Genomic DNA, 18706 nt, shown 5'->3' with positions numbered 1-18706 from the left:
AACAAGCTTGCTTTATTTGTGGAACAATTCTCTCATCCCAAATCTAGGATTCTTTACTCAAGCTCCTACCTAAAAAGAGCTAACTGGCAACGGACAGGTATGAAGTCCATCTAAAATCCTTTCATCGAAAATTGTTTGACAAAGGAGTGCTTATATGCGGATCGCAAGAGATATCACAGAATTAATCGGACGGACTCCTTTAGTTCAATTAAACAAGATTCCCCAAGCTTCGGGAGCGGTTGCTCGAATTGTGGTGAAGCTAGAAAGCATGAATCCAGCGTCTTCTGTCAAAGACCGGATTGGCGCAAGTATGGTGGACGCGGCAGAAGAAAAAGGTTTGATTCACCCTGGAAAGACGGTTTTAGTGGAGCCAACCTCTGGGAATACAGGAATTGCCTTGGCGATGGTGGCAGCCGCTAAAGGTTACCATCTTATTCTAACGATGCCTGACACAATGAGCCAAGAAAGGCGAGCCATGCTCAGAGCATACGGCGCACAACTAGAGTTAACGCCAGGGGTAGAAGGGATGCGAGGAGCGATCGCTCGTGCAGAGGAAATTTTAGCTCAAACCCCCAATGCTTATATGTTGCAGCAGTTTCGCAACCCTGCAAACCCCAAAATTCACGCCGAAACCACCGCAGAAGAAATTTGGGACGATACCGATGGAGAGGTGGATATTCTGGTGGCGGGAGTCGGTACTGGCGGGACGATTACAGGAGTATCCCAAGTTATTAAGCAGCGCAAGCCAAGTTTTCAAGCGATCGCAGTTGAACCAATAAGTAGTCCGGTATTAGCTGGTGGTAGGCCAGGGCCTCACAAAATCCAAGGTATCGGGCCGGGATTTGTCCCAGCGATTTATCGTTCAGAACTGGTAGATGAAGTGATTCAGGTAGCAGATGAGCAAGCGATCGCCTACAGCCGTCGCCTAGCAAAAGAAGAAGGATTGCTATCTGGCATTTCTACTGGCGCTGCTTTGTATGCAGCTATTCAAGTCGCACAGCGACCAGAAAATGCAGGTAAGCTAATCGTTATGGTGCAACCTAGCTTCGGCGAACGCTACCTCAGTACCTCACTGTTTAAAGACCCAGAGGAAAATGAGTGGTTGAGCAAAGTTTGATTCCATAGACGAATTTTGGATTTTACTGTGTTATGGAGCGATTGCTTTCATGGTGTTATACTATCTGACAGGTGTTGCACCTGTAGATAAATAAGAGCGGATAAAACACTTATCAACAATCCAACCTATTTGTTTTCAGGAAGGATAATTATAATTACTCGCTATAAAAACTGATAAGTGCTACACTATGCCTTCTAAAAAACCAACTATCACAATTCGTGTGACAGACGAAGAGTACAAAATTTTACAAGCATGGGCAGATAAAGATTACAGAACGGTTCCTAGCTTGGTTTTGGCTTTAACCAAAAAAGCAATTGATGACCATACACAGCAGAATCATCAGGAAAAATCAGCATGACAGAATCACAAATCCAAGACCTTTACTCGCGTCTGGACACTCTTGAATCTGAGGTAAATTCACTTAAATTACTAACAGGGACAATAGGTACAAGCCAAGTAGCGATCGCCCAAATCCTTAACACTCAAACAGAACACACTCAAATTCTCAACAGCCACACCCAAATTCTGAACAACCATAGCCAATTACTCAATGAAATTTTGCGGATACTGCGCGACCGCAATGGTGGGAGTGGCTTATAAATTCTGATTTCTGAGTTCTTTTTCAATGACAGACCGCTAGTCCTACACCCTGTGAAAAATTTTTCACAGGGTTGTGCTTTGTTATAAATTCTTTCTTGATAACACACCCTACACATACTTAGATTTTTTCAATAATCAAATCGTATTCTTATAGTAGGTTAAGTACTTTAATTTTCTTCAATTTCATTATTTTTAACTAAAATTACCAAACAAAAACAACTAGCGACTAATTTTATCAGACTCAAAGCTTCACTTTTTAATACAATAAAAGCGCCTAATCCTATAAGCACAAAAGGCACAACATGGTTGATGTAGCGAGTTAAGATATCAGCTATGATTTTTTGCTTAGTTAGTTTGTATGCTGCGTAGCACCAAATTCCTAACAAGATAAAAAACATTATTATAGTTACCACAAAACTTTCTAAGTTACTGCTAGCAAATAATGGCACATAGACGCTAATATTATCGCTCCCATTAGCAACCGTAACGGCTGCCACGCTGTAAATCTGAGGAGATAACAAATTAGGAATTATTGTTACTTGATATTCTTCGGTTTCTTCTAAAATTTCTTCTGATGAATCTTCTTCCCGATTAACTAAACTGTCGATACCTATGGCAATTGGTAGCAAACCAAGTAATCCAATCCAGCTTTTTGATAAAACTAACCCACTAAATAAACCAGAAAGACTCAGGATTACCAAAAATGTAAAACCTAAAAATTGACCAGTAACTATATGCCGAGGACGAAAATTAGAATTTATTTGAGAAAAAAATAACAAAAGAATAACAATATCATCAATATTAGTGGCAATAAATGTAATTACCCCTGTACTAATTGCAGTAACATAGTTATTCCAGGACATTAACTTGGTATAGTGATAAATTAGTAAGGATTCAGAATTCAGAATCCAGAATTCAGAATTCAAAATACTTTGATACTAAGGATACTAAGCTGAATCAGCTTAATAAAATGACAAAGCCATAGCAAGCTTGATTTTTCGATCGTTCTGGATTCTGACTTCTGACTCCTGAATTCTTACATAAATTGTGTGTTATTTGCATCGAGCATGAGTAAGCTTGTAACAGCTTTCACTGAAGGAATCATTGCCTTTACAGCGACCAATATTGATGACATCATTATCTTATTAGTATTTTTCTCACAAGTAGATATTAATTTTCGACGGCGGCATATCTTACTCGGTCAATATTTAGGTTTTTCAGCCATTATCATTGCTAGTTTACCAGGATTTTTTGGTGGTTTAGCGATCCAGCGAGAATGGATAGGATTATTAGGACTGTTACCAATAGGAATTGGTGTTCAGCAATTAGTATTTAAAAAAGAAGAAAGTATAACAGTTCAGACAGTAAGCACTGATTTTAGGCAGCCTACTACACCTGCTAACCCGATATTGACTTTTATTTTGAGTGTTTTGCACCCCCAAACTTATAAGGTTGCAGCAGTAACGATCGCTAACGGTGGTGACAATATTAGTATATATATCCCCTTATTTGCCGGTCAGAATTTTACGAGTTTGGCAGTGATTTTGGGTATATTTTTTATCATGGTAGGGGTTTGGTGTGCGATCGCTTATTTATTAAGCCGTCAACCTACCATTGCGAATATTTTAAGTCGCTATGGTCACGCTCTCGTACCTTTTGTATTAATTGCGTTGGGTGTATTTATTATGTATGAACGAGGCACATTTAGCCTATTACCGATTGATTTTAGATTTTAAATTTGGGCATTGGGTATGGGGAAAGGGAAAGGGGTATGGTTCGACTCTTCTCTACGAGAGGCTTCGCCAACGACAAAGCTCAGGACAGGCAAGCTCACCAACCGGGGAAAAGGGGAAAGATTAAATTTATTCCTTTTCCCTTTAACCTTTAACCTTTTCCCCTGCCTTCCCACACTTCCCCATTCCCTTCAAACTTGATGAACTAATTTCCAACTCACCATCATCAAGATTGCATAAATAATAAACCGTAGTGGGCGTTGTGGAGCTAATTGGCAGACTTTAGCACCTAGTAATACTCCTGGAACAGAACCTAACCAAATAGGCACTACTAGACTCCAATCAACTGTTCCAAGGGTGAGGTGTCCAAAGGAGGTAAACAGCAACAAAATCGCTGCGTGTGAAATGTCTGTACCGACTAACTTACGGGCATCAAGACGGAAAAATGCAATCATTACTAGGGCAAACATTGAACCAGAGGAGACGCTTGTCAGGCCAACTAAGCAGCCTAAAATTGCTCCCAAAGTCATTGTTTGGAAACGACCAAAGTTAGTTTCTAAGTCTAATTTTGGTAGTTCGGGTAAATTAAACTTAGGGAAAAAAGTCAATAGCAACAATTGTACTAATGCTAACAAGGTGACTAGGAGAATCATCACCCCAAGCAAACGAAGCAAAATCCGATCCAGGTTATACTCGCCGGTAAGTTTAATGAAGTGCAAAATTCCTACACCGAACAGTGAGCCTGGAACACTCCCGAATGCCAGCCATTTGACAATTTCTGTGTCAAGGGTTTTCTGTTCCCAATGCTTGACGCTACCGACAATCTTCATTAGTGTGGCAGCCACAACATCAGAACTCACAGCAATGGAAGGCGGAACCTGAAAGAAAAAAATCAACATTGGGGTTATCAGAGAGGCTCCGCCAATTCCCGTTAAACCAACAATGATGCCAACGAAGAAGCTTAAAAATGGTAATAGTAGATAGTGCATATTCTTCGGGAATTTCAAGAATCAGTTATCAAGTGTCCGCACGATCGCAGTATTGTTATCAGTGAGGAGACTAAGCTGGGTTAAAATCCGCAAACTAAGCCTTGATAGCTGTTCACTGTTCACCGATTACTGAATTACGACTCCTAACTAATTTGTTTGCAGTTTTACACATAAAACCCGGTAATCCGACTAGCTTACCGTATTTTAATAGCAATTAGGAACGAACGTCTACTGTATTTGGTTTGTATAGTGAATGGCGCATTGGGTATGGGGCATTGACTATGGGGTATGGACAGAATAATTTATTGACTGCTTGTTAAACAGTCAACGGTCAACAGCCTTGAATACTCTATATTGAAAAATACTTGACTTATAAATTTGATAATGGTATTTTAAATCAGACCAATTGGTCGGTAATTTTCATGTCTAAAGGTGAAGAAACAAAAAGCAGAATTCTCCAGCAAGCAGCCGAACTGTTTAATCAGCAGGGATATGCAGGGTCATCGATGTCTGACATTATGCGTGTCACTGGGTTGCAGAAAGGAGGAATTTATAATCATTTCCAAAGCAAGGATGATTTAGCGCTCCAGGCTTTTGAGTTTGCGATCGCTCGCATCCAAGAGCATACTAGAACGGCTCTGCGAAACAAACGCCATGCAGTGGAACGGCTGCAAGCGATAATTGGAGTTTTTAGCAGCTTTGCAGAAAATCCACCTATCAAGGGGGGATGTCCATTGCTAAATACTGCTGTTGAGAGTGATGATACTCATCCGGTTTTGCGCGATCGCGCTCAACAAGCGATGAACTCTTGGCTGAATCTGATTCGTCGAATTATTGAAACGGGAATAGCAAAAGGTGAAATTCGTCCTGATGTGGATGCTGATGAAATTGCTAGCATTATCATTGCAACTTTAGAAGGAGCCGTGATGATGAGCAAGCTTTATGGAGATTCAATTCACATGCACAGGGTAATTAATCATCTCAATCAATACATGAAAACTCACCTTTAAATATATGGCGCAAATCAAGGTATATGGTTTAGGAGATCGATTAAATCCGATTAAAGCAAAGCTATCAAATATTATCCATGACTGTGCGATCGAGATTTTGCAGCTTCCTCCTGATAAGAGATTTCACCGTTTTTTGCCACTTGACGAATCAGACTTTTATTATCCACCCGATCGATCTAACAATTATCTGATTATTGAAATTAGTATATTTGAGGGACGGGCGGTGGAAACTAAAAAACAACTAATTCGTCTCCTGATTCAAAATATTCATGAAAAATTGAATATTTCTCTTACAGATATTGAAATTACAATTTTTGAAACACCTAAACATAACTGGGGAATTAGAGGTTTACCTGGTGATGAGTTAGTCTTAAACTACAAAGTAGAAGTTTAAAATTAACCTAATTAGTTCAGCTTAAAGAATTGACCGCAATTCTCTAAGAAGGATAATTTTTCTGTTTTAAAGACCGATTGGTCTGTAAAAGTATTTTATTGAGGAGAAATTATGTTAGTAGATGAGAAATTACAGAGACCATTAGAAGTAGTATTAGCAATTCCTGTGAAGACGTATGATATCGACTTTGTAGGAATTGTGAGCAATATTGTTTATATCAGATGGCTAGAGGATCTACGTCTAAAATTTTTAGATGAACATTGGCAACTCAATCAACAAATTGAGCAAGGATACGCACCTATTTTAGCTGGAACAGAAATTGAATATAAACGTTCGATAAAAATTAGCGATCGCGTGATTGGGCGTTTATGGTTGAGTCATGTAGGCCGCTTAAAATGGACTGTGAAAGCTGAAATTTTATCTAACGATGAGTTAGCAGCAGTAGCTACACAAAAAGGTGCTTTTATTAGTTTGCAAAATGGTCGCCCGATTAGAATTCCAGAAGAATTACAGAAGAAATATTTTCATTATCAGCAACTGATTCAGGATGAATCTCAGAATTCAGGATTCAGTATATGAAACATCACTATTTAACATGGTGCTGCGGCATAACACACCCTACGAGATGAAAACTGATAGAGCAGCGATTCGCCGTGTCCGCGTTCGCGTAGCGTCTCGTAGAGAGCCTCTTGATTCTGAATTCTGTATTCTTCTTCAAGTTATTTATCAAGGCTTCAAAATGCTGAAATTTTACTACAATCCTATCTCGCCAAATGCTCGTCGTGTGTGGCTGACTTTACTGGAAAAAGAGATTTCTTTTGAACCAGTTTTAATAAAGTTGGATGGCGATCAATTACAACCAGAATTTGTGGAAACTAACCCATTTCATCATATTCCGGTTGTGGTGGATGATGGTTTTCGAGTTGTGGAATCTCTGGCAATTATGGATTACTTAGAAACTAAATATCCCACACCTGCGATGCTACCTTCTGAACCTCAAGCATTAGCTACAGTGAGGATGGTGCAATTAGTCACTGGTAATGAATTATTTCCACAAATAGTTTCACTTATTTATGAAAGCGAAGATTCACCACAAGCTGCACAAGCAAGGGAGCATATAGATAAGGTACTGAATTTTTTTACACAAGTGCTTGGCGATGGATCTTTTTTTGGTAGCGAACAGTTAACTTTAGCGGATATTGTTGCGGGAGTGGGCGTACTTTCATTACCTAATTTAGGTATTAATCTTAATAATTACACCAAAATACATGAGTGGTGCGATCGCTTGATGGAACGTCCGGCATGGCAGAAAACTAAATTAAGCGCCGAAGAATTTGAACTATTTAAAGGGCGGGTTAGAGCTTTGGTGAGGTTGCGTAGATATAAAGACAATAAGAGCAAATAACAAGTCATACGCGATTTTTTGATGTGAAATATCAGTAATTTATTGCAATGTTTGAGTACTAAATTTTATCTAACTCCGTGAAGTTATCATATTTTTAAGAACATGAGGAGTTAGGAAAATCTCTCCCCCTTACTCCTCATAAAGCTACTCCTTACACTTGCTTCAAGTACAACAGTTGCTGATACATTCAGCCTCTAACTAAAGATGCAGTTTATGTTAAAAAACCAAGTATTTATCTAAACCAATAGTATGAATATAGATAGTTACTCAGTATATATTGAGCCAGTTTATTGCTGTTTATTAGACATCATTAAATTTAAAGTTATTAGTCATTTATCCTTTATGATTTGTTCTTGATTCTTTATGTAAAAGTAATAACTAAACAGAATTAGTATGTTGGCGATCGCATGTATAAAAATGATTGTAGAGACGTTGCATTGCAACGTCTCTTTTATTCATCAGCGAACACACAAATTTACTTAGTATTAGCCAATATATTTTCGATGTCTGGTAGTTGCACTACTCGTGAAATAGTTGGAGTACTAATTACAAAAAAAGGTGTGCCAGCAACAGCTAATTTTTCCGCTAGCTGAATATCTTTTTGAATTGCCGGAGTAGCAATAGTCCGATCGCGTTTAAATTTCACCAAATCCAAATTTAGATTTTTAGCAATATCTAAATACAGCGTCTCACTCAGTTGCTTTTGATTCGCAAACAGGGCATCATGATATTCCCAAAATTTTCCTTGTTGGTGTGCTGCCCAAGCTGCCGTTGCTGCTGGCAATGCTTGAGGATGAATTGAAGTAAGCGGTAAATTCTTGTAAACTAATTTTATCTTGTCTGGGTACTTTGCTAATAATTGTTTCAAAGTTTTATGCGCCTCAGCACAGTAAGGACACTCAAAATCTGAAAATTCCACCAGCACAATTTTTGAATTAGTTGAACCTGTAGTTGGAGACTCACCAATTATTGTTTGAGGATTTGTTTTTAAATCCTGTAAAAATCCTTGCCGCACTTGATTAAGTTTCTGTTGTTGTTGCTGCTGATATGCTTGAACAGATTCGATAATTACCTCTGGATGTTCGCGGATAATTTGTAATACTTGCTGTTCTAGTTGCGCGTCGATGCGGGTAGCGGCTTGTGCAGGAAGTGACCAAGCGATAAGCAAACATAGTATACCTATTGCTGGCAAGGTACGCAGATATTGAAGTAATTGTCTAAACCAACTAAAGAATGTAGCCATACAAAAGCTGTGAAAAATCAACATTCTCTTAGTATTGCCACAGATGTGTAAATTTAGAACTGGTTGAAGCTACTCTATAAACATAGATGCACGATGATTATCATCCCCAGGTCAAATGAGCGTACACGAAGAAACTATAGCCAAGATTCGTCAACTACCTGAGCCGCTGCTTCAACAAGTGAATGACTTCATAGACTTCCTACTGATGAAAAATAACAGCACTCTTCAGCCATCTTGGACGGAGTTTACAGAAGAAGCAGAAATAGTGGAATCAGATTTTTCTGACTATTTGCAAAATTTGGAAGATTATGAAGAGCGTCTTAATAAAGGAGAAATCCAGTGGTAGAGTTTCAACGAGGGGACGTAGTGTTATGCGATCTTAATCCAGTAATAGGTACAGAACAGGCCGGCATCAAACCTGTAGTAATTGTACAAATTGATAGAGCTAATTTTGCCAGCCCTCATACTATCGTTACGCCTTTTACTACTAAAATTAGACGTGCAATTTTGCCTTCTCATGTATTTGTTCCAGCGGGAGTTGGGAACTTAAATAAAGACTCTGTAATACTTTGCGAACAGGTGCGAACTGTAGATAAATCCAGAATTGTTAAGGTAATTGGTCATTTGGATGATAGCTATATGGGAGAGTTAGCGATCGCACTCATTACAATTCTAGGATTATCGGTAGAAAGCTAATCCTGTGTCAACTTTCCTCAATCGTGATAAAGTATCATTTTGGTTAACAACATTGCCTGACAATCTTTATTAACCAAGTTTGGTTAGGATATTGTAACCTGGGCAATAGCCACACTTTTATTGATGTGACGCCTAGCAATCGCTTTTTCACATCCATGACAACAACCATTGACTTTCTCAGTCACCTTAACCCCAGCCAACGCCAAGCTGTCGAGCATTACTGCGGCCCGTTGCTAGTTGTTGCTGGTGCGGGTTCGGGTAAAACACGAGCGCTAACTTACCGCATTGCTAATCTGATTCTCAAACACCGTGTCGATCCGGAAAATATTCTGGCGGTTACTTTTACCAACAAAGCCGCACGGGAAATGAAAGACCGGATTCAACGGCTGTTTGCCCAAGAAGAAGCAATGAAACAACACGGTCAACGGTTGGATTTGTTGACAGAATACCAACAAATGCAATTGCGATCGCAAGTTTACAAAAAGACTATTAAAAATTTGTGGTGCGGTACTTTCCACAGTCTATTTTCTCGGATTCTCCGTTTTGATATTGAAAAATATCAAGACGAAAAAGGACGTCGTTGGAATCGTAATTTTTCTATATTTGATGAATCTGACGTTCAAAGTATCATTAAAGAAATTGTCACCAAACAGTTAAATTTAGACGATAAAAAATTTGACGCTCGTTCTGTTCGGTACGCTATTAGTAACGCCAAAAACCAAGGCTTATCGCCCCAAGAATTTGAAAACGACCAACCCAATTATCGCGGGCGGGTGATTGCTGATGTCTATAATCGCTATCAAGATAAGTTAGCAGAAAACAATGCTCTGGATTTTGACGATCTAATTCTCGTACCTACTAGATTGTTTCAACAAAACGAACAAGTATTAGATTATTGGCATCGCAAGTTTCGCCATATCCTCGTAGATGAATACCAAGATACTAACCGGACTCAATATCAATTAATTAACTTATTGGTAACTAATGGCGAAACCAAAAAGAGTGAATGGGAATGGCAAAATCGCTCAGTTTTTGTTGTCGGCGATGCAGACCAATCTATTTACAGTTTTCGGATGGCAGATTTCACAATCTTGCTAGAATTTCAGAATGATTTTGGCGATGGCTTGGCAGATGATGATACCCGCACGATGGTCAAGCTAGAAGAAAACTATCGCTCTTGTGAAAATATTTTGCAAGCGGCTAACGAACTAATTGAAAATAACACCCAACGAATTGATAAAATTCTCAAACCAACGCGGGGGGCTGGGGAACAGATTTATTCTCACAAAGCGGATAATGAACTAGAAGAAGCTGACTTTGTAATTGGTCAAATTCGCAATTTAGAACAGAAAAACCCTGAATTAAATTGGGGTAGTTTTGCCATACTTTATCGGACAAATGCCCAATCTCGTCCCTTTGAAGAATTGCTAGTTAAATATCAAATTCCTTACACCGTTGTGGGAGGAATGAAATTTTACGATCGCAAAGAAATTAAAGATGTAATTGCTTATTTAAGAGCGATCGCCAATCCATCTGATACAGTAAGTTTATTGCGAGTTATCAATACTCCCCGGCGCGGTATTGGCAAAACTACCATTGATGCTTTGGTGAATGCCTCTCAACAATTAGGCACAACTTTGTGGGAAATACTCAGCGATGAAACATCAGTTAATACATTAGCTGGAAGGGCAACAAAAGCTGTAAATAGCTTTGCCGAAATGATTAGCAGTTGGCAAGGACAAATCGGCACGCTTCCGGTAACTGAAGTTTTGCAAGGTATATTAGAAGATTCTGGTTACGTCCAAGACTTGATGAATCAAGGCACAGATGAAGCTACAGATAGAGTACAAAACGTCCAGGAACTTTACAACGCCGCATTGCAATTTCAAGAAGAAAACGAAGATATTTCGCTAACAGCATTCCTCCAAAGTACTGCCCTCAGTTCCGATTTAGATAACTTAAAAGAAGGACAAACAGCTGTTTCATTGATGACTTTACACGCCTCCAAAGGGCTAGAATTCCCCGTAGTATTTTTAGTGGGATTAGAACAAGGATTATTTCCTGGTTATCGTTCCCTAAGCGACCCCGCAGCTTTGGAAGAAGAACGCCGCTTGTGTTACGTCGGTATTACTCGCGCCCAAGAACGGTTGTACTTATCACATGCTAGAGAACGTCGTTTGTATGGTTCTCGCGAACCCGCAGTGCGATCGCAATTTCTCGACGAATTACCAGAAGAGTTATTATCTACCAAACACGTAAGCCGTCAAACTTATACCAAAAGTGCTTCTAATTCAAGCAGTAAGCCAGATACAACGCATAATTGGCAAGTAGGCGATCGGGTATTACATAAAACTTTTGGTCTAGGTGAAATAACCCACGTTTTCGGAGCAGGTAATAAGTTGTCTGTAGCGATTAAATTTGCCAGTTTGGGGCAAAAAATCATTGACCCAAGAGTAGCACAGTTACAAAGAGTGGAGTAAATATGTTTTTGTATTCGCTGTTGATTGTTGACGGTTGACTGTTAACTGCCAACAGCATTCAAGAGAATTAGTCTACTTTTCAATGCAGGTAATTAAGCCCCCCTTTTTAAGGCTACGGTGTACACACATCTCTGTAGGAAACCAAAATCCTCGTAGATCCTCCTAAATCCTCCTTAAAAAGGAGGACTTTGAGAGGTTTTTGCCCCCCTTTTTAAGGGGGTTTGGGGGGATCTTCTAGCTAAACTAACTGTTGATATTTATCGCCTCATCTATCTTTTGACACACAGCTTCAAAATTATTAAGTACATCATCGTTGGTAAATCTCATAACCTTTAGTCCATAACCTGCTAGTATGGCTGTTCTTTCTGAATCATAATCTTTGCCTTCCTGTGTGAAATGGCTATCACCATCAACCTCAATTACTAATTTGGAGTTTGCACAGTAAAAGTCAACAATAAAGTTATTAATTGGTCTTTGTTTTAAAACCCGAAATTTCAAGTTTTTTAGGTAATTGTTCCACAGCTTTTTTTCTGCTGAGGTCATGTTTTTTCGCAGTTACTTTGCCCTTTCCACAAGTTTCGGGTTGTAGGGTAAGTGAAAATCTGAGTTGAGTAAGCTTTTTTGGTTAGACATTTGTAAATGACGGCGAAGATCCCCCCTAACCCCTCTTAAAAAGGGGGGGATTAGAGTGTTGATTATTTAAAAAATACTTTGAATTTAGTCTAAAGTTATTATTAGGTGAAACCGTAAATACACTAATAGGAAAAAAAGCATAAAAAAGTCCCCCTTTTTAAGGGGGGTTGGGGGGATCTCCTATCGATAATCTTGCCTTTGAATACTCCCCAAACGCGCAGCATCACGGATATTATATTCAGAACGAGTAAAGCGATTTAGCTGCATTTCAAAGAAGTCTCGATTGGCTTGTAAATGTTTGGGATTTGGGTCATCTAATGGATATAAAAGTGCAGTTCTTAAGGCTTGAATTACCGCAGAAGTTACACAATACATTGACCGTTGAAAACTAACTCCCAACTGAATCAACATATCTTCTTCACCCCGGCAATGTTGTTTGTAATAATCAACAAGATAGGGGGGTAAAAAATGCAACATATCTTGCATTAATAATGTGGGGGGTATGCCAGCAGTTCCTACTGGAAATACATCAGCGTAAAGAATGCCATAGTGAAAGTCTTTTTGGTCTTCTGGTACTTGACGTGCTTGGGCATTATAAGATTTTGTCCCCCTAAAAGGTGCGGTGCGGTAGAAAACAGCTTCGACGTAGGGTAACGCTGCTTCATATAACCACATGAAACCCTTAGATTTAGGGATAATTTCGTAGCATTCGCCACGAATATAAACGTGATGGTAAATTGGACGGCCTGCGATCGCAAATATACCATTAACTAAGAAACTCATTGCTTCTGGGACAGTGCTGATGGTGCCTTCGTCATAGCGGTCGGACATTTCAAAAAACACAGGCGCCATGACTTCCCAGAACAAGCCCAAGTTGGCGTAGTATGACATCTGGCGGCACTGTTCCAAAAACATATCGGGGAACAGTTTGTAAAGTGCCAGCATCGCTGGGTTGCCTTGGAAGTAAGCTTTAATTGCCCTATCGGCGTTGGCTTTGTATTCGTCGGAATCTAGGTAAGGGTCAAATTGCCCGCCCATACCCCGGTGCCACAACATTGCCCGCATACAAGCTTCGGCAAATTCCATGTTAATGCGATCGTGGAATAAGTGATGCAATAACTTGGGCATTTTGAAAGTTTCACCTTTCTCAATAAATGCCAAAAGCTCTGGGTGAGCTGTAGCTTGGCCGCGCCAAATTCGTAAATCGGCATCATCACCAGCGTAATGATTATGTAAGTCTAAATACTCTTGGGGCAAGAAGTATTTAAAGAAAGGCAAAGGATCTAAAAATACGTTTTCCGCAATATAAAGTAAGTCTCGCCAATAAAAGTCCATTGGCACAGCATAAGCTTTGTATAACCCGATAATTTGCATCAAATTTTCTGGGGTATCGGGTAACATTGCACCACCAGCTTCTAGGCGATGAATTACTTCAGCAAATTCATGTGTGGAAGGAGGTAATTTAGTAGCTGTTTTAATTGCTGTCATGGTAATCGCTAATTGGTGTTATTAATTCTTGACGAATATTCAACGCGTGAAAAATGCTTAAAACATCATGTGTCCAAACTGGCAATATTAGCGTCATCGCTATTTCTTCAATGCTATAAATTGTGCCAGCTATACAAGTTATCCATAAAGTTACTCCGGCATAATTAAAGCCAAACAGAGCAATAATGGCAATAAAAAGAGTAATTACCCAAACTTTTGCTGAGTAAGTGTGATAGCTGGCGGGTTTACCATATTTGACTAAATTCACCAACCACCACACTATTTGGACAAAAACAACTGTTAACAAAGGTACGCGTTAAGCATTGAATTCTGACTCCTATTTATACTCCAGTGGTACTTGAGAGATGGTAGTTTTTTCTATGGAGGGAATTGCAGCCACCATTGTTGTGGTTGTGGACTCACTCCAACGCACTAACCAAGTGGGTTGTACTCCCAAAAAGATGATAAAAGCTGCCAAAATTAATGCTGGGATTTTCTCAGACCAAAGAACTTTGGGATAGTAGGCTAAGTTATCAAGTCTGCCAAAACATGTGCGGTTGAGAAGAATGACAAAATAAACTGCGGTTAAGCCGCTAGCTACTACACACAAAATTGTCGAGAGAGGAAAGACAGAAAAGCTGCCTTGAAAGACGATAAATTCAGCGACAAATCCTGTTAAACCGGGAATACCAGCGCTAGCCATACCGCTTAAAACGAGTAAGGCACTAATTAAAGGTAAACCACGGATGGGACTCATTAAACCATTGAGTTTATCTAACTCGCGGGTACCGACTTTGGCTTCCACAACTCCCACCAAATGAAAGAGGATGGCTAGGATGATACCGTGGCTGAACATTTGGGCGACTGCACCAACGAGTGCCAGGGGAGTGCTGGCGGCACTAGCTAGCAATACGTAACCCATGTGACCGATGGAACTGTATGCTACCATGCGCTTGATATCTTTTTGAGCGATCGCAATTACCGCCCCATAGATAGCGCTGATTGCTCCCCAAATTGCCAAAGTCGGTGCAATAATACTCCAAGCCTGGGGAAACATACCCAACCCAAATCGCAATAGTCCGTATGTTCCTAGCTTTGCCAACACGCCGCCTAGAAGAATGGCAATTGGCGCTGAAGCTTCAACATAAGCATCCGGTAACCAAGTATGGAAGGGAACCAAAGGAATTTTGATGCCAAAACCTAATACTATTCCTGCTAGTAAAAGGATTTGCTTTGTGATTGAGAGATTTTCTGTAGAGAATGCATCAAAAGCAAAATTGGTAGAATGACTCAACCAGGCCATACCTAAGAATGTTGCCAGAATTAATGCTCCCGAAACAGCCGTATAAATCAGGAATTTAATTCCAGCATAAGCCCGTTTTTCCCCTCCCCAAATAGATATTAGTAAGTAGAAGGGAATTAATTCTAATTCGTAGAACAAGAAGAATAACAGTAAGTTTTCTGCTAGAAAAGCACCTGCAACTCCTCCACTCACTAATAAAATCATCGAGTAGAACAACCGGGGACGTTCGGTATCTCTACTGCTGCTGTAAATAGCAATCCAAGTGAGCAAGCTATTTAACACCAACATTAATATAGAAAGTCCATCAACGCCTAATTGATAATTCAAACCAAGGGTTTCATTCCAAGGTAAATACTCTTGGAATTGCATTGCTGGATTGTTGATATCAAATTTCAACAGGATGGCAACGTTCCATGCAAAAACTATTCCAGAAAAGTATAGTGCTGCTAAACGAATGCGATGATTAGGGATATTTGCAGGTAATATTGCTATGAATATAGCAGATAGAATTGGTAGCCAAATTAAAACACTTAACATGATAACTTTGTCCTTTGTTCTTTGCCAGTTGTCCGCTGTCCATTGTCATTGGTCAGTTTTACTTTGTTCTTATGACCAATGACAATGGATGAAAAAACTAACTAACCAGGCTAACTCTACCAGTATCCAAATCGTAGTAACCACCGACTATTTTGAGTTTGCCTGTCTCGATTAATTGAGATAAAACTGGCGATGATTTCAATTTTTCAATTTGCAACAAGATATTAGCTTTACAAACGTTTTCTAGCTGATTACCTGGTCGATCTTTTGATTTTTCTAAAGCTGGTTTTATTGCCTCAATTAAAGTACCAATTTTTCCTGGTACTTGAGCGCCTTTGATTGTGGCATCTACAGCACCACATCTTTCATGACCCATCACCAAAATCACTTTTGTACCTAATATTAAACTGCCAAATTCTAGGCTGCCAATTTCTTCTGGTGTGGCAATATTACCAGCTACACGGCAGACAAATAAATCTCCAAGTCCTTGGTCAAAGACAATTTCCGAAGGAACTCGCGAATCTGCACAACTCAAAATAGAAGCAAACGGTTTTTGGCCTTTGGCTACTTCGGCTAAACGTGAATAACTTTGGTGGGGGTTTTTACGTTTGCTTTTAACAAACCGATCGTTCCCATCTAGTAATTCTTGGAGTGCTTTATCGGGAGTTATTTCTTCTTCTTTTGGTTTTGCCGGAGGTTGTTGTGCTACAGATTTTTCCGGTGCAACTAAGTTTGAACCAAGTCCAGCAGTTACTACACTTGTACCGATCGCACCTGCACCAAACTTGAGCAAATTTCTTCGGGAAACGTTGATTTTGGGTTGTTGTATGCTCATATCATTCTCCTCACACTATTAAAATCTGCTTCTAAAAAACGAGTCTTAACCACCCAAATGTGTCAATCTTAGAAAATCAAATCTAAGAACTGTACGCCCCAAAATGGCCAACTTACCCACATTCCTAAAACACCCACTCCTAACAGTACGGTGAAGGCATAAAACTGGGTTTGACCAGAGGTGCTGTACTTGAGACTTTCGCCACCCAAAAGGGAGAATAAACCGACAAGATTAACAATGCCATCGACTACAAAGCGGTCAATCATATCGGCAAGTTGCGAAATTTGGGCAACGGTGAAAATAATCGTCATCCGATAGATATTGGGTGTGTAAAAATCGTATGCGATTAAGTCTTGTAAACCTTTCCAAGGCAAACGAATTGGTTTGGGAATATTGCTGAAATAGATCGCGCCAGTGATAGTGCAACCAAAAATACTCGACCAATTTAAAAGTAGTGCCACATCTTTATTTAGGTCTACCCAATCTGGTAAAAGTGATAAGCTTTGCAACACAAAAGGTAGATTTAGACTAAAGCCAAGTAAAATCATCATCGGTAGAACCATCGGCCAGTGAGCTTCAGGCGATCGCTGAGCCATTTGTTTGGCTTTACCACCAAAAACTAAAGCGAATTCTCTAGTTAAACTCACTGCGGTTAAAGCATTTACCCCAATGATTATTCCGACTAACCAAGGTTGAGTTTCCCACAACCCATCTGCCAATTCCATCAGCGCCCAAAAGCTACCCAGTGGCGGAAACCCAATTAACCCCAAACTGCCGACAATAAAAGCGATTGCAGAAATTGGGCGACGTTTCCACAGTCCGCCAAGTTGGGTTACGTCTTGGGTGATGCTATTCCAGATAATTCCGCCAGTACTCATCACCAATAGTGCTGCGGATATGGCGTTCGCAAGGACTAACAATAATGCTGCTTCCTCTTGTTGCACTCCCACAGCGATGAATACTAAACCCATGTATGCGCTGACAGAATAGGATTGACAGCGTTTAAGATCGATTTGAGCGATCGCAATTAACGAAGCACCCAAGGCCGTAACCGCACCAATCCCCACCATTGCTGAGGAAACTATTGGTGACAAACTTAACACCGGTTGCAGTTTAATCAACACCCATGCACCGCTGGCAACTACTACCGAGTTCCGCAAAATCGTACTGGGAACAGGGCCTTCCATCGCCTCATCCAACCACAGATGCAACGGGAACTGGGCACATTTACCCATTGGCCCGGCAATTAAAGCTAAACTCACCAATCCAATGACTGTTGGGTTAACATCGGCTGTAGTCGCCCACTCGGCTAATTCTGTGTAATTCCAAGTTCCAGCTAAAGGCCATAACCCTAACACACCGATGAGTAAGAACAAGTCTCCCACCCGTTTGGTTAAGAAAGCATCTCTAGCACCTGTAACCACCAAAGGCTGACTAAACCATAAGCCAACTAATAGGTAAGTTCCCAGCGTCAGGATTTCTAGAATTACATAGCTGAAGAACAAGTTATTACACAAAGCAAGGGCGCAAAGTCCAGCTTCAAATAATCCCAATAAGGAATAGAAGCGTCCCCAACCCCAATCCATTTCCATGTAGCCGATGGCATAGATTTGCGCCAGCAAATTCAACCCAGTGATTGTTACCATAGCCCCGACACTAATGGAAGAAATGTCTAAAGCAATAGTCAAATCTAAACCAGCTGTAGATAACCAAGGAATGAATACTTCTTGGGGTGGATGATTCCAAGTTGCTTGTAAGGCAATGAGACTATGTAGGAATGCCAAAAATGTCATTAACAAGTTGACATAACCCGCCGGTCTTGGGCCTGTTTTGCGAATGATCCCCGGCGACCAAGGCAGAGCCAATAATCCCCCTATTAAGGCATAGCACGGGACTAGCCAAACAGTCTCCAATAGAAACTGAGCCATGAATAAACCTCTATATATTTCATTCCAATTTTGCCGTTTTAAATCAACTTGCGTTGATCCCTGTAATTCCAGCACTCGCAACTAACGCGAATTTATATTTATTTAATTTTGTTAGAAACAGCTTACCGTTATCTGCGTCCAAATGGAATTACTTTATTTAAATAAATCTAAGATAATTATGGTAACTAAATCTTATATATATGGTATTGAAGCAAAAAATAATAGCTATTGTTATTTATCTATGAATCGACCGTGGCATTAATCAATAGTCATCATTAGTTTTATCGATAGACATTAAGCAGGGGACGCACTAGC

Annotated in this window: 20 protein-coding genes; 11 read left to right on the top strand and 9 right to left on the bottom strand. The window is 39.9% G+C overall.

Annotated features, from left to right (window positions below):
* Positions 1-154: 154 nt before the first annotated feature.
* The 3 genes from cysK (at position 155) to NSTC745_RS13705 (ending at position 1717) form a co-directional block, all read left to right on the top strand.
* Positions 155-1117 carry a cysteine synthase A gene (gene cysK, locus NSTC745_RS13715; protein ID WP_445637634.1) on the top strand — a complete coding sequence of 321 codons (963 nt, stop codon included), beginning with the start codon at positions 155-157 and terminating at the stop codon, positions 1115-1117.
* 187 nt (positions 1118-1304) lie between these two features.
* Positions 1305-1475, top strand: coding sequence for a hypothetical protein (locus NSTC745_RS13710; RefSeq protein ID WP_445637633.1), 171 nt, complete (start codon positions 1305-1307; stop codon positions 1473-1475).
* Entirely contained in the window at positions 1472-1717 is a 246-nt protein-coding gene (locus NSTC745_RS13705; RefSeq protein WP_445637632.1) for a hypothetical protein, read from the top strand. Before NSTC745_RS13710 ends, NSTC745_RS13705 begins: the two co-directional genes overlap by 4 nt.
* Before the next feature lie 167 nt (positions 1718-1884).
* On the opposite strand, the gene NSTC745_RS13700 is transcribed toward NSTC745_RS13705, so the two are convergent.
* Positions 1885-2580 carry a cadmium resistance transporter gene (locus NSTC745_RS13700; protein WP_445637631.1) on the bottom strand — a complete coding sequence of 232 codons (696 nt, stop codon included), beginning with the start codon at positions 2578-2580 and terminating at the stop codon, positions 1885-1887.
* A gap of 204 nt (positions 2581-2784) precedes the next feature.
* Here NSTC745_RS13700 and NSTC745_RS13695 point away from each other — a divergent pair, with 204 nt between their 5' ends.
* Positions 2785-3453, top strand: coding sequence for a cadmium resistance transporter (locus NSTC745_RS13695; RefSeq protein ID WP_445637630.1), 669 nt, complete (start codon positions 2785-2787; stop codon positions 3451-3453).
* Positions 3454-3641: 188 nt separating this feature from the next.
* On the opposite strand, the gene NSTC745_RS13690 is transcribed toward NSTC745_RS13695, so the two are convergent.
* The gene (locus tag NSTC745_RS13690; protein WP_096534817.1) at positions 3642-4439 is read right to left on the bottom strand and encodes a sulfite exporter TauE/SafE family protein; all 798 of its coding nucleotides are present in this window, start codon (positions 4437-4439) and stop codon (positions 3642-3644) included.
* A 422-nt stretch (positions 4440-4861) separates the two neighbouring features.
* Here NSTC745_RS13690 and NSTC745_RS13685 point away from each other — a divergent pair, with 422 nt between their 5' ends.
* From NSTC745_RS13685 to NSTC745_RS13670, 4 genes are all read left to right on the top strand, one after another.
* The gene (locus tag NSTC745_RS13685; RefSeq protein WP_445637629.1) at positions 4862-5449 is read left to right on the top strand and encodes a TetR family transcriptional regulator C-terminal domain-containing protein; all 588 of its coding nucleotides are present in this window, start codon (positions 4862-4864) and stop codon (positions 5447-5449) included.
* A 4-nt stretch (positions 5450-5453) separates the two neighbouring features.
* The gene (locus NSTC745_RS13680; protein WP_445637628.1) at positions 5454-5843 is read left to right on the top strand and encodes a tautomerase family protein; all 390 of its coding nucleotides are present in this window, start codon (positions 5454-5456) and stop codon (positions 5841-5843) included.
* 111 nt (positions 5844-5954) lie between these two features.
* Complete coding sequence (locus NSTC745_RS13675; protein WP_445637627.1) at positions 5955-6422, top strand: acyl-CoA thioesterase; 468 nt, start codon at positions 5955-5957, stop codon at positions 6420-6422.
* Positions 6391-7248, top strand: coding sequence for a glutathione S-transferase family protein (locus NSTC745_RS13670; protein WP_445637626.1), 858 nt, complete (start codon positions 6391-6393; stop codon positions 7246-7248). Before NSTC745_RS13675 ends, NSTC745_RS13670 begins: the two co-directional genes overlap by 32 nt.
* A gap of 475 nt (positions 7249-7723) precedes the next feature.
* Here the strand turns inward: NSTC745_RS13670 and NSTC745_RS13665 are convergent, their stop codons facing one another.
* Positions 7724-8491 carry a DsbA family protein gene (locus NSTC745_RS13665; protein ID WP_445637625.1) on the bottom strand — a complete coding sequence of 256 codons (768 nt, stop codon included), beginning with the start codon at positions 8489-8491 and terminating at the stop codon, positions 7724-7726.
* A 115-nt stretch (positions 8492-8606) separates the two neighbouring features.
* Here NSTC745_RS13665 and NSTC745_RS13660 point away from each other — a divergent pair, with 115 nt between their 5' ends.
* The 3 genes from NSTC745_RS13660 to pcrA all read left to right on the top strand — a co-directional run bounded on the left by NSTC745_RS13660 (position 8607) and on the right by pcrA (position 11667).
* Positions 8607-8837: a hypothetical protein gene (locus NSTC745_RS13660; protein WP_445637624.1), complete on the top strand. Its 231-nt coding sequence runs from the start codon at positions 8607-8609 to the stop codon at positions 8835-8837.
* Positions 8831-9187 (top strand): type II toxin-antitoxin system PemK/MazF family toxin, encoded by a 357-nt coding sequence (locus NSTC745_RS13655; protein WP_445637623.1) that lies wholly within the window; start codon positions 8831-8833, stop codon positions 9185-9187. The genes NSTC745_RS13660 and NSTC745_RS13655 overlap by 7 nt, the downstream gene beginning before the upstream one ends.
* A 155-nt stretch (positions 9188-9342) precedes the next feature.
* Positions 9343-11667 (top strand): DNA helicase PcrA, encoded by a 2325-nt coding sequence (gene pcrA, locus NSTC745_RS13650; RefSeq protein WP_445637622.1) that lies wholly within the window; start codon positions 9343-9345, stop codon positions 11665-11667.
* A 243-nt stretch (positions 11668-11910) separates the two neighbouring features.
* On the opposite strand, the gene NSTC745_RS13645 is transcribed toward pcrA, so the two are convergent.
* The 6 genes from NSTC745_RS13645 to NSTC745_RS13620 all read right to left on the bottom strand — a co-directional run bounded on the left by NSTC745_RS13645 (position 11911) and on the right by NSTC745_RS13620 (position 18391).
* On the bottom strand, positions 11911-12210 hold the full coding sequence (locus NSTC745_RS13645; RefSeq protein WP_445637621.1) for an endonuclease domain-containing protein: 300 nt from the start codon (positions 12208-12210) through the stop codon (positions 11911-11913).
* Between the two features lie 270 nt (positions 12211-12480).
* Positions 12481-13788, bottom strand: coding sequence for a CO2 hydration protein (locus tag NSTC745_RS13640; RefSeq protein WP_445637620.1), 1308 nt, complete (start codon positions 13786-13788; stop codon positions 12481-12483).
* Positions 13775-14095 (bottom strand): hypothetical protein, encoded by a 321-nt coding sequence (locus NSTC745_RS13635; RefSeq protein ID WP_445637619.1) that lies wholly within the window; start codon positions 14093-14095, stop codon positions 13775-13777. The genes NSTC745_RS13640 and NSTC745_RS13635 overlap by 14 nt, the downstream gene beginning before the upstream one ends.
* Positions 14096-14125: 30 nt before the next feature.
* Entirely contained in the window at positions 14126-15628 is a 1503-nt protein-coding gene (locus NSTC745_RS13630) for an NADH-quinone oxidoreductase subunit M (protein WP_445637618.1), read from the bottom strand.
* Between the two features lie 97 nt (positions 15629-15725).
* Entirely contained in the window at positions 15726-16463 is a 738-nt protein-coding gene (locus NSTC745_RS13625) for a carbonic anhydrase (protein WP_445637617.1), read from the bottom strand.
* A gap of 68 nt (positions 16464-16531) precedes the next feature.
* On the bottom strand, positions 16532-18391 hold the full coding sequence (locus tag NSTC745_RS13620; protein ID WP_445637616.1) for an NAD(P)H-quinone oxidoreductase subunit F: 1860 nt from the start codon (positions 18389-18391) through the stop codon (positions 16532-16534).
* Between the last annotated feature and the right edge of the window lie 315 nt (positions 18392-18706).

Source organism: Nostoc sp. DSM 114161 (genome assembly GCF_052692665.1).
This window is presented reverse-complemented; position numbering and strand designations above follow the sequence as displayed.